Below are 13,657 nucleotides of genomic sequence, written 5' to 3' on the forward strand. Positions count from 1 at the left end.
AAGCGTAAAGGATAAAGCAATGAGCACGAATGTGGAGCGAGGGACGCCCGGCTCGTCGAGGGGCACTTGGTGGTGCCTGCGGGTGCGAAGTTCGCGCTCGTGGCGAGCAGGTTCAATCATTTCATCGTCGACAGGCTCGTGGAAGGTGCGATTGACGCCATTGTCCGGCATGGAGGCAATGCGGCGGACGTGACGATTGTGCGCGTGCCGGGGTCGTGGGAGATTCCGGTCGTGGTGCGTCGCATTGCGGAGAAAAAGTCCGTCAATGGCATCATTGCATTGGGTGCGGTGATTCGCGGATCGACGCCGCATTTCGATTATGTTGCGGCGGAGGTGACCAAGGGGATAGCTCAGGTATCGTTGCAGACGGGCGTGCCGGTGGCCTTTGGGGTATTGACGACGGACACGATCGAGCAAGCGATTGAGCGAGCTGGGACGAAGGCTGGGAACAAGGGTTGGGAGGCGGCGGTGAGTGTCATTGAAATGGTATCGCTCGCGTCGGCGCTCGACGTGGCAGGATTCTGAGTGAAATTGTAGGTATGGGAGCTCGAACGACTGGCCGCGAGGCTGCACTACAGATGTTATTTTCGCTCGAGAGTGGTGGGTCGATCGAGCGGGTGATGATGCATTTTTGGCGCTTGACGCCTGGGGATCCGAGGGCGCGACTATGCGGACGCGCTTGCTCGGCGTGGCGGACGAGCTATCGCGCGTGGACGACATGATTCGCAAGGCGAGCGTGAATTGGCGTCTCGAGCGGATGGCGCGGGTGGATCGGAACATCTTGCGAATTGGTGCGTGGGAATTGTCGCATAGCACGGACGTGCCGCGCGCGGTCATCATTGATGAAGGCGTGGAGCTTGCAAAACGGTTTGGCACGGAAGATTCGTCGGCATTCGTGAATGGGGTGCTGGACAGGATTGCCGAAGACTTGGGTCGCATTGACAATGACCCTGGTGCGAAGAAGGAAAAGCGGTCGGAGCCGCCGCCGGGTCGGCAAGGGAAGCGGTCAGGGAAGCGGGGGTGAGGGGCGGGAGTCGCGGTGGTGATCGGTGTGCTGTTTCGTGTTATGCGGTCCCCGACTGCTTTCAATACGCGCATTGCTGGCAGAACTGCGGCACCCAATCGTGCAGCCGTGCTGGCAGGGCTTCACATCCGACATTCGCACGCCCACTTCGGAGTAATGCCTCCCACAACACGATCACGCGCAGTCCGGTACGCGAAACGTGCGCACTGGATATGTCACGCCTGCGCAGTGGGTCTCCAGCCGTATGCAGTCGGTGGTTCGCACGTGATCATTGTGTGTCGAGGCACATGAGCTGCGTATGTTGAATGCTCGCAATGCGTATTCGAGGCGTGGGTATTGGATGGGAAGCGTGCAAGCACTGGCAAGACGGTGGATCCGGGAGCTGGTGATGGCGACGCGTTAGGCTTCGGGCGCTAGGGGAGCGGCTGGAGCTGCTTCACTGGTGGCTTTTCGGCCCATGGAGAACATGCGTCGAGTGGCAATGGGCAAGAGTCGTGGAATCGAAGCGTCTCGTTCGTGTGCGCGATTGAAGATGCGCATGACCCGTTCCATGTACGCGAGGCACGTTCCGTCTTGATGGTCGAGGTTGCCTTGGCTGATGGTGCCTCGCGTTCGCGCGCGCCGGAGGCTTGTTCGCCGGTCGATTTCACGGCGTTGGCAATGGTTTCGATGGCATTCAATTCACTTGCGTTGACGCCGCCGTCCGTGAGCTGTCGGGCCGCGCGCGATTGCGGCGTCGATAGCACTTCTTGGGCGAGTTTGACCAGCGAATGGAGTGACGTGGCGAGGGATTCGTGGTCGGTGACGGTGGCGCGCGCGGCGATGATGCGCGCTTCGAGGCCTGGGACCAAGGTTTCGACGCCCTGGAGCGCCACGAAGAGGCGATCGCGTTCATCGATACCTTGGGCATAGGTTTGATCGGCAATGGCGATGGCGGCTGCGCGGTTGGCTTCGCGTTCTTCGGCATTCGAATCGCGGGCGGCGAGCATGTCGGCCAGTTTTTGCCCGAATGGACCATGACTTGTAGCAATGGCCAGGAGAAACCCAGCAAATGCCGCTTTTGAGCAGGGGTTGCATGGTTCCAGAATTCGGCGGCGACACCACCAATGCGAACGAGATCGGTAAGGATCTTTTCGCTGCGAATTTTCGCTCCGCGTTCGACGAGGTCGCTCGAAGGCAGGTCGAGCGCATACAGGTCGGCATCTTCGGACGAAGGCGCCGGGACGATGGCGAGCAGCGAGGTCCAGGTGTGGGTTGGTGATTGGTATGACATGAGCGGACCCTAACCGAATGTGGACAAGATTGCAAGAATGAAAAGTGCGACTGCGAAGCGGCCGGGCGCTCCGGATTCGATGGGGCGTGCGCGTGTGGATGTGGGGGCATCATGTAACATGAATCACATCAATACTTCGTAGAACACCGTTCTCCTGCGCGGCGCATATTTGCAAGAATCCATCTTCTCGTTCGGCTGGTGCCATGGTATGCGCCAGCTGTTTTTACCAAACCAGCGTTCGCACAGCGAATGAGCGAGGGATGATGCGCCAAATGCTCAAATTACGATCGCCCAGCATCGAGACATCACCACGATGCGAACTCACCGACTCAGGAGTCGAGTATTGGGTGGACTGATGCTGTCGTTGCTCGTTGGAGGACTTGCGACGGTCGCCGCTTCGTGTGCGGACAGTCCACCTGGGGGTGGTGATACGCCCGTCTCGGCTCAGGGCAGCGAAGCGACACACCGGCAACCTCGCCGGCGCACGCGCCGCACGTGTCGGCGCCGCTCGACCTGGCTGGTGTCATGCGGCGCGTTCATTTCTCGTTTCGGCGTGATGACGCAGGTTCGTTTTCGGGTGGGCACACGTCGTACGAAGTTCGGACGTCGGCTGGAGGCATTTCGGTCACACCAGGGCGCACGGACTTGGCGCGGGATCCGAAGACGAATACGTTGCCCGCTGAGGCGATCGGAGCACCTGCATATTTCGAAACGGTATCGATTGGCCGGGGCGCGGCACTTCATGACGCTCCGCTCAGCGAACCACGTGTTGCCGAGGACGGGCATTTGGTCCTTCCGCGCGGGGACGTCGACGAGCAATTCGAGAATACCGAAGAGGGCGTCGAGCAGCGTTATGCATTTGCGAAGCGGCCCGAGGGGCAAGGCGATCTGGTGATTCGCGTGCGCGTCTCTGGCGAGGAGTATACGGGAGAGACGGAGAACGGGCATCATTTCGTCGATCCTGCAACGGGCATTGGTTTGCGTTATGGTTTGGCGACGTGGATCGATGCGAAGGGCGAACGAAAAGCTTTGCGCGTCGACTATCGTGATGACGCGGGTGCATTGGAGTTGACGGTCCCCGAGGAGGTGGTCGAGGGAACAGCGTATCCGGCGGTGCTGGATCCGGTGATTTCGCCTGAGTTTGGCATGGATGAGCCGATTCAGGGATATGTGACTGACGATCAGCGTACGCCTGCGGTCGCATTCGATGGTACAAATTACATGGTGGTATGGCTCGACGAGCGCATGGGGACTCGAGAGGCCTACGGGGCAAAAGTTAGTTCGGCTGGAGTGGTGCTATCACCGGGAGCTTTTCTTGTTTCGGCCGCTGGCTCCGTGCTATACGGTTATCGACCGGGCATTGCCTTCAATGGGACGAATTTTCTCGCTGCATATAGTCGGACCGGTGGGGTTTGGGGTACTGTCGTATCAACTCGTATTTCCACAGCTGGTTCGGTCATCGGACCATACACGATTCTTGGCGATGGCCAATCTAGCGTTGATATTGCTTCTAACGGTTCGAATTTCCTCGTCGTCTGGAACATAGGTGACATCTACGGTCATATTGTGAATGCTGCCGGTGCGTCAGTTTCCCCCGGCAAGTTCACAATCGCCTCTGGCGCGCAAGATCAACACTCTGCATCGGTAACGTTTGATGGTACTAACTATTTTTCCGCGTGGCAGGAATCTGACGCGAGCGCAGACATCTATGGTGCCACAATATCGCCTATGGGTGCCGTGTCCTCGAAAATATACATTTCCAAAAGCGCATTCCACGAAACTTCTCCAGATGTTGGCTTTGATGGCGTCAACCGTTTTGTGGTCTGGGCGGACCGACGTGCGGGCAATGCGGACGTTTACGGGGCGCGAATCAGCAAGCAAGATACGCGGCTCGATCCACAAGGAATCGGCATTGTTATGGCCGATGGCGATCAGGATTATCCAACACTCGCGTTTGATGGTACACGGTACATCACTACATGGACAGATTCGTTCAATACCCCGTTACAGATTCAAGCGGCGCGGGTTCTTCCAAATGGTACGGTACTTGATGCGCCCGCCATTCAGGTTACTTCATCTGCGTCCACGCACCAGTCGTCGCGGATCGCATGCGGTGCGGCGAATTGCCTTGCTGTTTTTGAGGAAAATCGCTCGACGACCTGGGATATTTGGGGGGCGCGGATTAACAGCGCAACGGGTACAGTCGTCGATACAGATGGATTTGTCATTTCGACGACCGGCAACGCGCAGACTACACCCGCCGTTACATGGGGTGCCGGGCAATACCTAACGGTATGGGAAGATCGTCGTCCGTGGTTTCATACAGATATTTACGGTACGCGTATTGCGTTGGACGGCACAGTTCTCGATCCAAATGGCATTGCCATTGCTACTGCACCTGGCGATCAACTGACTCCGGCGGTAAACTGGAACGGCTCCGATTACGTAGTCGTTTGGGCCGATAAACGTAGCGGCACAACATCCGATATCTACGGCTCACGCGTGCAATCAAGCGGAGTTGTATTGGATCCCGGAGGATTACCCATCACCGCAGCAAGTGGTGATCAAATTGCACCTGCCGTTGAATTCGATGGCGCTAATCAGCTCGTCGTATGGCAGGATTCGAGAGCCGGCAATTGGAACATCTATGGCGCTCGTCTATCGCCGTCTATGTCAGTGCTCGATCCCAACGGGTTTGTCATTGAGGGGACGACAACATCTGGCACACGGCCAAAGCTTGCATTTGATGGCATGCAATACCTGGTCGTGTGGCACTCGAACCGCGCCAATCGCGTTCTGCCGTCGGGAGTAGTCCTGGACGGCAATGGATTTGTCCTCCCGAGCGGCCTCACGAACCCAGTCGTTGCCTATAATGGTCTCGATTTTCTAATCGCCGGCGGCAGCGGCAATATCGTGGGGACGCGTGTCACTGTGACCGGAAACGTCATTGATACATTGGGGTTTCCCATTGCAACGGCCAATACAGAAGATCAACCGGACATCGTTCGCGATGGGCAGGGGGTCTTCGTCGTGTGGCGAGATAATCGTGACTTCAGTCCAGCTATGGGGATTTACTCAACATGGGTCAACCAAGCAGGTGCCCTGTCGCACGTATCTGGGCTTCAGCTTTCAAGCGTGCCAAGCGTCGATCACATTAATCCGGCTATCGCCGGAGATGGTGGCGGACGCCTGTTGCTTGCATATCATCATTTTAACAGTGCCGGACCGAACGCCGGGCATAATCGAGTGTATGCTCGTCTCGTCACAGCGCTTTCCCAAGGGCACACCTGCACCGCCGCCGCAGAATGCGCCAGCGGGTTCTGCGTCGATGGCGTCTGTTGCAACACCGCCTGCGGCGATGGCAATCCCGACGATTGTTTTGCATGCAGCGCGGCCGCCGGTGCAGCAATCAATGGTTCCTGTGCGGCGTTGAGTGCTACCCCATGTAGCGATGGTAATGCGTGTACTGCGGGGGATACGTGCGTCGCGGGTACTTGCTCAGCCGGCCTTGTCGATTGCACCGCAAAAGATTCCTGCCATTTGGATGGTGTTTGCAATATGGCAACCGGGATGTGCGACAACCCCGAAAAACCCGATGGCTCCGCATGTGACGATGGCGACGGCTGTACCCAATCGTCCACTTGCCAAACGGGCGTGTGCGTTGGGGCAAACCCTGTCGTCTGCCCCATGGACACCGAATGCACCAACGTCGCCACGTGTGATCCAATGACCGGCACGTGCGGCGTTACGAACGAGCCCGATGGGAGCCCTTGCGATGACGGCAATGCATGCACTCAATCGTCCGCGTGCCAGGCTGGACAATGCGTAGGGTCGAACGACGTCGTCTGCGGCCCGCCCAATCAGTGCCAACTTCCGGGGATGTGTAATCCCAATACGGGCACGTGCACGTATGCACCGATGCCCAATGGAACTGCATGCGATGACGGCAGCGCGTGCACGCCAATGGACGCGTGTCAAGAAGGCGTGTGCGTCGGAATGAACCCCGTGGTTTGCCCCGCCGCTACCGATTGCACGAGCGTGTCTGCATGCGATCCAGGAACCGGAACGTGCACTGTGACAAACCAGCCGGACGGCAAAGCTTGTAACGACGGCAATGCCTGCACGCAGACCGATGCTTGCGTGGCAGGGCAATGCGTGGGCTCGAATCCCATCGTCTGCGCACCGCCAGGACAGTGCCACCAAGCTGTATCTTGTGACAAGGCCTCGGGGCAATGCGTATACTCGGACAAACCAAATGGTACCGAGTGCGACGATGGCAATGCCTGCACGCAGACGGATACCTGCAAGTCGGGCGCGTGTTCGGGCGCGTCTCCGATCATCTGCGCGCCGCTCGACGAATGTCACGACGCCGGTTCCTGCGATCCGGCAACCGGCATCTGCTCGAATCCGGTAAAACCCGACGGAGCTGGTTGCCTAGGAGGTGTATGCATGGCCGGCATCTGCGAACCGACTCCTGACGGTGGACAATCCTCCTCGTCGAGCTCGAGTACCAGCGGCGGCGGGAGCGGTGGGCAAGCAAGCTCCTCCAGCGGCACCGGTGGAAATGGCGGACAATCTAGCTCCTCCGGAGGCGCTGGTGGATCGACCTCGTCCGGAGCGGGCGGCGAATCAGGCGAAGGTGGTGGAGGAACACCGGGCATCAATCCCCCAGATCCGGGCGGGTGTGGTTGCCGAAGCGTGGACACGACTCCTTCCGGCACTCCGATTGCAGCGTTCGGCGTGGCAGCGTTGCTCCTTTCCTCCCGCAGACGTAGGCGTACGCTGACAATGGGGGACGATTGGGCTACGGTGGGCTCATGCACGGTCCCTCCGCCAGCAGCTCCGAAGATCCGTTCGTCGTAGCGCTTCGAAGCGCCCCACGAGGCGGAAGGTTCACGCCTGAGCAGTCAGCGGAGCTCGAGCGCGACATGTCCCAGCTTGCTGCGGGCACGTTGGAAACCGTTGCGCATGACGAGGTGCCGGCGTGGCTCGAAGCCCGCGCCCGAGCGGAAACATCGCATACTGCCGAATAGGCTTCCCGTTACGCCGCCCCCGCACTCGTGACGCATGCCCGCAGCGCCTCTGCGAATGCCTCGGCGTCGGCGTCTGGCCCGAGCCCCAAAAAGTACGTCTCGCGCGTCGCCGCACCCGGACGGAAGCTCGAAAGCTCCAGCCCGTGGTCCTCGAAGTGCTTGGCGGCAAACGTATTTGCGTAGTCCACCACCTCCATGCCAGCGAGCCGCAATGCGATCGCCGACGGCCCATTCCCCTCGTCCACGGCCAGCCACAGCCAGCTCTTGGTCAGCACGGCGGTGAGCCGAATCCGTTTGGGCTTTCCGAACAGCTTCCCTAGGCCGGACTTCTGCTCGACCGACTCCACGACGACCGCTGTCCGCACCTCACCGAGCGGCGTGTCCAGTCCGTGCAGCGCTGCCGACTTCTCGATTGCCGTGGTCACGGCTCCTTCGATGGCTCCCGCAGCCACGGGTTGCAGCCGGCGTTCGAATAGCTTTTTCTTGGATTCAGCGCTTTCGCTCGACATGGCGGAAAGAGTAAACTCCAGCGCGCGTCCACGTCAACGTCGCGTTCCCGCGTCATCTCGTGTCACCCGATAACCGCCTGCGCGGCCGTCGTTTCACCTTGGCGAACGTATTGTCCCGCCGTCGGCGCCAGTGTGCCTCAAGAGTGGCTGGCACCTCGGATGGCTTGCTTGGCCCAAGTACTTGGCCTTCAATCAAAGCCCAGAGCTTCTGGATTCCTTCGACACGTCCTCATTGCAGGTGCTGAGCATGGCGGGCTCGCACGGGCTTGTCGACGACCAGGGTCTGCCGTGCGTTTCAGATCATCTTCCCATCGTATTCCGTCTCGACGAGGAGCCACTCCGATGACCGACCAGAACATTCCCGACCTGTTGCCACCCTCGGAAGATTTCGGTCCGCCGCCGATGAGCCACACACCGGTCGCCATCCTCCGGGCGCAGGCGGTTCATCTCAAACAGAAGACCCAGGGCGACGTGCTCGCGGACGTCGTGCACAGCGATGCTCCGCCAGACCGAGTAGGCTACTGGTTCCAGCTTATCGTGCCTGCTTTGCAGAACTACCGATACCATTTGTTCTACGTCGAGCATGGCCTTGAACTGTACCCCTTACAGATTCGGCGAAGCCGAGGTGGGGAGCTACTTGCCGAAGTTTCCACCGAGCCGCAGTTCCTCCAAGCATTGAGGGATATATTCGGCGACTCCAAAACGCGCGACGTGATCCAACAACTGAGGGTACTGGCCGCAGAGCAATCGGATCTGACGAAAGCACCAACGGACGAGATGCCAGAAGCCATTGCGCGTGAGAATGCCGAAACGTTCGAACGACGAGCACAAGGCCGCGTACGCCTCGATGTGGTGGGGGAAGACACAAAAAATGGTGGTAGGAACCTCCGGATGCTCCTCTCGGCACCGGGAGTGAGCGATGAACCGTTCGAGCTCGTGACGATCGCGGCACCGGCTCGGGGCTATCCTTGTCGGTTGCGTAACGAAGACGTCGGTTGGGTCGCAGATAGCGAGAAGAGCCTACGACATTACCTCCAGACGTTTCTCTACTCGGTTGCCACGAAAAAACGCGTGAATGAATTACTTGTCAAGGTCGACAGCGCGGCATGAGCGAACCCCTTTTTCAAGAAGCGTAACAGGGACGTCGTAGGCTTTTGAGCTCGTGAAGTACGAACCCCTTCACGATGAATTCTCACAATCGCTGTGTCGCCCAAATCCGAAAATGGGTAGCCGGCCCAAGGTGCCAACCACGTTCGCCGCAATCAAAGCATCCCGTCCGTCTACGGTCGAAGCGCGACCATGCGAGTTCTGTGCTTGCGGCTTGCTCTATTCATCTTGGGATTGGGTTGGCCGGCAATCGCATCCGCGCAAACGAGCGCCGATGCCTTGCATACCTGCGTTCTGCATCAAAAGGACGCCATGGCTCGTCGGCGGCCCCGTCGAGACCCTCCACTTCCGCGATCCATACTTCCACCATCCATTCCCGTATTGCCACGCAATGTGCTAGAATCGACACCCACACGGATATCGATTACGCCTCAGAGGTACGAAGCTCCGGCGAGACGCACTTCGCGATGGTATGGATGGCAAACGGCCATGGTGCTCGTTCCCGCCGATATTCTCCTTGCATTGCCGATTTTCAGGGGACTGTACACAGGCAACGATAGTCTCGTTCTTGGCGGCGTAGCTGCGCTCCTTCCCATTCACATGCTGACGGGTCCGATGATTCATTGCATGCACGGCATGTGCATCCGAGGACTCACCGCTTTCGCCAACAATTGGAGCATGTCCGGAGTCCCCTATATGGCAGGCGCACTTACGGGAAATGGCACCTTGACCGTCACCCTGGCGACCCTTGGGGTCCTTGCAGCGCAGGCGTTCGACATTTTCGAATTTTCGTATGAACCGTGGGACAAGCCAATGGCCGAGCGCCACGGCCGGCGCGTGTGGCTACCATCGTCGATCGGAATCGTACCCATGATCGAAGGGAACCGACAAGGCGTTTCCATCATTGGTCGATTTTGACGTCCCCAAACTCGCCCCGCGAGCCGTGACCACGCCCGGGTGGCCCCAAAAAAACAAGGCTCGCCCCCCCCCCCCCCCCCCACACCCGCCCCCCCCCCCCCGCGGGGGCGCCCCCCCCCCCCCCCCCCCCCCCAAAAAAAAAAAAAAGGAGAAGAGGCCGCCCCCCCCCCCCCCCCCCGGGGGGGCCCCCCCCCCCCCCCCCCCTTTCCCTCCCCCCCCCCCCCCCCGGCCCGGGGGGGGGGGGGGCCCCCGGGGCCCCCCCCCCCCGGGGCGGGGGGACGGCCCCGGCCTGGGGGCCCCGCCCCCCCGCCCCCCCCCCCCCGGGCCGTTACGTTTTTTGCACTCCCCAAGGGGGGGGGGGTTTGGGGGCGGGGAGCAACCCCAAAACAGAGGGGCCCCCCGGCCCCCCCCGCCCCCCCCCCCCCCCCCCCCCCCCCCCCGGGGGGGGGGTTGTTGTTGGGGGGGGGGGGGCGGGGCCCCCCCCCCCCCCCCCCGGGCGCGCCCCCCCGCCCCCCCCCGGCCCCTTGGCCCCTTGGCCTTTTTTGTTTTTCCCCTTTCCCGCCCGGGGGGGGGGGGGGGGTGTCCCCAGGCCAAAACGGGCCCCCGCGGGGGCCGGGCCCGGCCCCCCCCCCCCCCCCCCCCCCCCCCCCCCCCCCCCTTACGGGTTGATTTGGGCGGGGAGGGGCCGGGCCCGGGGGGCCCCCCCCCCCCCCCCGTTTGTTTGTTTTTGTTGGGGGGGGTTGGGTTTGGGTGGCTGGGGGGGGGCCGCCGGCGGCGGTGCGGCGGGGCCGGCCCCCCCCCCGGGGGCGGGCGCCGCCCCCCCCCCCCCCCCCCCCCCCCCGCCCCCCCCCCCCGGCGGCCCGGGGCGCCGCCCGCCCCCCGGGCGCTTCCCCCCCCCGGCTTTTTTGGGGGGTTGGTGGTGGGTGGTGGGTGTGGGGGGGAGGGCCGCTTTTCCGGGTGGGGGGGGGCGCCCGCCCCCCCCCCCCCCCGCCCCCCCCCCCCCCGGCGCCCCCCCCCGCCGGGGCCCCCCCCGCGCCGCCCCCCCGGGGGCCCGGGGGGGGGGGGGGGCGCGCCCCCCGGGGGGGCCCCTCTGGGGGGGGGGGTTTGGGGGGGGGGGGTTGGGGGGGGCCCCCCCCCCCCCGGGGGGGGCCGCGCCGGGCCTTTGCCCCGCCCCCCCCCCCCCCCCCCCCGCCCCCCCCCCCCCCCCCCCCCCGCCCCCCCCCCCCCCCCCCCCCCCCCCGCCGCGGGCGCCGGCCCCCGCCCCCCCCCCCGGCCCCCCGGGGCCGGCGGGGGGGCCGGGCCCGGGGGGGGGCGGGGGGCCCCCCCCCCCCCCCCCCCCCGGCCCCCCCCCCCCCCCCCGCGCCCCCCCGCGGGGGGGCCCGGCGCCCCCGCGGGGCCCCCCCCCCCCGGGCCCCCGCGGCCCCCCCGCCGCCGGGCCCCCCGGGGGGGGCGGGCCGGGGCGGGGGGGTTCCCCGGCGCGCGGCCCCCCCCGCGCCCCCCCCCCCCCCCCCCCCGCCCGGGGGGGGAGGGTGGGGGGGGGGGGGGCGGGGCGCATGGTTGTGGCAACGCCTCGGTCCATGCACTCATTGGTGCGAATGACGCGGGCCAACATGGATCATGGGTTTGGCCATGCGATGGTTTCAATTGCCAGAATTTTGATTTCGGCGATGGAATCCCGACCTCGGATGTGTCTCTCCTGCGTTATGACCGATATGACCACCTCGAACTGAAGATTTTGCCACCTGCGGGGATGGGTGGTCGCATCGTGCTCGGCCCGAAGGGCGAGTTTTATTCGGGATCGGCCACGAACCTCGCAAAGCACAACGTGAATGGGGGATTTCTGTGGTCCAAATCGGCATCGCTCTCCGGGACGATCCAGAGCTCCGCCTGGGATGTCGACGCCCATGGCAATGTCCTCGTTGCGCTCGGTTTTTCGGGCAGCGTTGATTACGGTAATGGTCCGCTCTCGGCCGTCGGTCCGCGGGATCTCGGTTTGATCAAGCTTTCGCCCAATGGGACCGTGGTATGGCAGAAGCAATACGGCAACGCTTCGTTCACAATGGGAACCGTCGGTTTGTCTCGAGCTGGATTGGGCGACATGGCGGTCTGGGGCGACTACGCGGGCTCGATGAACTTCGGCACGGGGTCATTGTCGGGAGCGAAATTCATCGTCAAGTTCGATGCCTTGGGCAATGCAATGTGGCACGTCGACATTCTCAGTGGGGACGGGTTGAAAGTCACTGCGGACGCTTTGGGTGCCGTTTATGCGGGGTCTTCGAGCTTCGATACGAATTTCGGTTGGGGTACGCCGCTGCTCAATGAAACGGTCATCGCGGTGGCGAAGTACAAGGATTGCCCCGGACCGAGTGGTTGCAAGGGAAATGGATTGGCATGTAAAACGGGCGAAACGTGTTCATCGGGCTCGTGCGTCGATGGCGTCTGTTGCGATCGACCATGCGATGGTCTTTGCGAGGCGTGTTCGGTGTCGAAGAAAGGCCAAGGCACGGACGGGATGTGCGAAGCCATTGCGGCGGGATTGGATCCCGATGACGAATGCGCCTTTGCGTGCAACGGGCTACGCCAATGCGCGCCGAACGGAGCGGCTCACGACATGTCGTCCAATGAGCGTGCGGTTTGCACGGAATGAGACGTTTAGCAGTTCATCCCAGCCAAGGTGCCAGCCTCTTTTGGCGGTCCAGCATTGGGAAACATGGCGGCAGTTCAAAAATCGAGGCGCTTTTGGAGCGCGATTCCGTCGTGGCCGACGATGCCGAGGGGCTCGCCAAGCAGCTCGATGCATTGCAGGCCATGTTGAAAGATCCCGTCGGTGGCGCGCTCCAGCGAATGCTCCTCGAAGCCGAGGGCGTCGAATTCGATGAATCCGGGAGCGTCTCGCTCGAGCGTTTCGGCTGGTTTCTGAGCGAGAAAAAGAAGAAGAAGCGTACCACCTCAAAATGACCGAACGAAACCGCCGGCGCACCAGAGATCATAGTCGAATTCTTCCGGGTGGAGCATCAGCCGTTCCGATCGGGCCACCCATTCGATTATTCTCGCCGAGCCCTGCGTCCTCCCCGCCTGAAGCAGGTCGTCCACCGTATCTCGACGCTCGCAGCCGTAGTTCGTGCGAACTGCATCGCCGACGATCAGGTAGAGAATTTTCAGAAAGTATTCGGCCTTCGGGCAGGCGACATCCCCAGCGAATTCGACATACGATCGCTGGGGTATCGTGGCCAAAAGTAAATCAAAGTCTTGCTGTGGCTCGACGGCAGCAGGGGCATGAGCCCATTCCCGCAGCTCGTGTTCGTCCGGGCGCATGGATGTCCTTCAATGCTCGTTCGTCGGCGCATCGGGCGGAAACGCTTCGTGCTGCGGCGCGTGCCCGCCAATATGGTCCCACGGAGCTTTGGACCCGACGAAGATGTGCATTTCGATCTGCACACCAGGATCGCCATCCACGCTTCCGAGCGTGACGCCGTGCACGTTTCCTGATGCCATGCCGCACAGCGTGCTGCCACAGCTCCGGCAAAAGCATAGGCCCCATCCGGCAGCCGTGCCGTAGTGGCTCAGATTGTCTTCGCCGGACACCCATGAGAATGAACCCGGCGTCACTTCGGCGTATGCGGAGCCGGCGCCACTGAATGCTTTTCTACACCGAGAACAGTGACAACTACGCCCCGGCCCGAGCGGTGAAGTAATCTGGTATCGAACGCGTCCGCAAAAGCAACCACCGGTGATCATGATCTACATCCATCGTTCTTTCATGGCGTTTTTCTTTCCGCAACCATTCACCGAT

11 protein-coding genes and 1 pseudogene are annotated in these 13,657 nt (G+C 62.3%); 8 read left to right on the forward strand and 4 right to left on the reverse strand.

The window, feature by feature from the left end:
• The first annotated feature begins 66 nt into the window (after positions 1–66).
• Positions 67–525 carry a 6,7-dimethyl-8-ribityllumazine synthase gene (locus tag IPM54_33440; protein MBK9264675.1) on the forward strand — a complete coding sequence of 153 codons (459 nt, stop codon included), beginning with the start codon at positions 67–69 and terminating at the stop codon, positions 523–525.
• Between the two features lie 14 nt (positions 526–539).
• Positions 540–1,024: pseudogene (gene nusB / locus IPM54_33445) on the forward strand (transcription antitermination factor NusB).
• Between the two features lie 413 nt (positions 1,025–1,437).
• On the opposite strand, the gene IPM54_33450 reads toward nusB, so the two are convergent.
• Positions 1,438–2,013, reverse strand: coding sequence for a hypothetical protein (locus tag IPM54_33450; protein ID MBK9264676.1), 576 nt, complete (start codon positions 2,011–2,013; stop codon positions 1,438–1,440).
• A gap of 86 nt (positions 2,014–2,099) precedes the next feature.
• On the opposite strand from IPM54_33450, the gene IPM54_33455 reads away from it, so the two are divergent.
• Both IPM54_33455 and IPM54_33460 read left to right on the forward strand, forming a co-directional pair.
• The gene (locus tag IPM54_33455) at positions 2,100–2,285 is read left to right on the forward strand and encodes a hypothetical protein (GenBank protein MBK9264677.1); all 186 of its coding nucleotides are present in this window, start codon (positions 2,100–2,102) and stop codon (positions 2,283–2,285) included.
• Between the two features lie 507 nt (positions 2,286–2,792).
• Entirely contained in the window at positions 2,793–7,160 is a 4,368-nt protein-coding gene (locus IPM54_33460; protein ID MBK9264678.1) for a hypothetical protein, read from the forward strand.
• Positions 7,161–7,338: 178 nt separating this feature from the next.
• Here the strand turns inward: IPM54_33460 and IPM54_33465 are convergent, their stop codons facing one another.
• Positions 7,339–7,839, reverse strand: coding sequence for a hypothetical protein (locus IPM54_33465; protein ID MBK9264679.1), 501 nt, complete (start codon positions 7,837–7,839; stop codon positions 7,339–7,341).
• A 342-nt stretch (positions 7,840–8,181) separates the two neighbouring features.
• On the opposite strand from IPM54_33465, the gene IPM54_33470 reads away from it, so the two are divergent.
• The 4 genes from IPM54_33470 (at position 8,182) to IPM54_33485 (ending at position 12,822) form a co-directional block, all read left to right on the forward strand.
• On the forward strand, positions 8,182–8,949 hold the full coding sequence (locus IPM54_33470; protein MBK9264680.1) for a hypothetical protein: 768 nt from the start codon (positions 8,182–8,184) through the stop codon (positions 8,947–8,949).
• Between the two features lie 486 nt (positions 8,950–9,435).
• Positions 9,436–9,864, forward strand: a complete 429-nt coding sequence (locus tag IPM54_33475; GenBank protein ID MBK9264681.1) for a hypothetical protein — start codon at positions 9,436–9,438, stop codon at positions 9,862–9,864.
• A gap of 1,687 nt (positions 9,865–11,551) precedes the next feature.
• Positions 11,552–12,511 (forward strand): hypothetical protein, encoded by a 960-nt coding sequence (locus IPM54_33480; protein MBK9264682.1) that lies wholly within the window; start codon positions 11,552–11,554, stop codon positions 12,509–12,511.
• Positions 12,508–12,822 (forward strand): hypothetical protein, encoded by a 315-nt coding sequence (locus tag IPM54_33485; protein MBK9264683.1) that lies wholly within the window; start codon positions 12,508–12,510, stop codon positions 12,820–12,822. Before IPM54_33480 ends, IPM54_33485 begins: the two co-directional genes overlap by 4 nt.
• Here the strand turns inward: IPM54_33485 and IPM54_33490 are convergent.
• Both IPM54_33490 and IPM54_33495 read right to left on the reverse strand, forming a co-directional pair.
• On the reverse strand, positions 12,814–13,179 hold the full coding sequence (locus IPM54_33490; GenBank protein ID MBK9264684.1) for a hypothetical protein: 366 nt from the start codon (positions 13,177–13,179) through the stop codon (positions 12,814–12,816). The genes IPM54_33485 and IPM54_33490 overlap by 9 nt on opposite strands.
• A 9-nt stretch (positions 13,180–13,188) precedes the next feature.
• On the reverse strand, positions 13,189–13,602 hold the full coding sequence (locus tag IPM54_33495) for a GFA family protein (protein ID MBK9264685.1): 414 nt from the start codon (positions 13,600–13,602) through the stop codon (positions 13,189–13,191).
• Positions 13,603–13,657 lie beyond the last annotated feature (55 nt).

This window comes from Polyangiaceae bacterium (genome assembly GCA_016715885.1).
Lineage (GTDB): Bacteria > Myxococcota_A > Polyangia > Polyangiales > Polyangiaceae > Polyangium.

What these genes read in the sequence shown, in the direction of transcription:
- IPM54_33490 (MBK9264684.1), bottom strand. Translation starts at nt 13,179, where the DNA reads ATGCGCCCGGACGAACACGAGCTGCGGGAATGGGCTCATGCCCCTGCT.
- IPM54_33465 (MBK9264679.1), bottom strand. Translation starts at nt 7,839, where the DNA reads ATGTCGAGCGAAAGCGCTGAATCCAAGAAAAAGCTATTCGAACGCCGG.
- IPM54_33485 (MBK9264683.1), top strand. Translation starts at nt 12,508, where the DNA reads ATGAGACGTTTAGCAGTTCATCCCAGCCAAGGTGCCAGCCTCTTTTGG.
- IPM54_33470 (MBK9264680.1), top strand. Translation starts at nt 8,182, where the DNA reads ATGACCGACCAGAACATTCCCGACCTGTTGCCACCCTCGGAAGATTTC.
- IPM54_33495 (MBK9264685.1), bottom strand. Translation starts at nt 13,602, where the DNA reads ATGATCACCGGTGGTTGCTTTTGCGGACGCGTTCGATACCAGATTACT.
- IPM54_33455 (MBK9264677.1), top strand. Translation starts at nt 2,100, where the DNA reads ATGGTTCCAGAATTCGGCGGCGACACCACCAATGCGAACGAGATCGGT.
- IPM54_33450 (MBK9264676.1), bottom strand. Translation starts at nt 2,013, where the DNA reads ATGCTCGCCGCCCGCGATTCGAATGCCGAAGAACGCGAAGCCAACCGC.
- IPM54_33475 (MBK9264681.1), top strand. Translation starts at nt 9,436, where the DNA reads ATGGTGCTCGTTCCCGCCGATATTCTCCTTGCATTGCCGATTTTCAGG.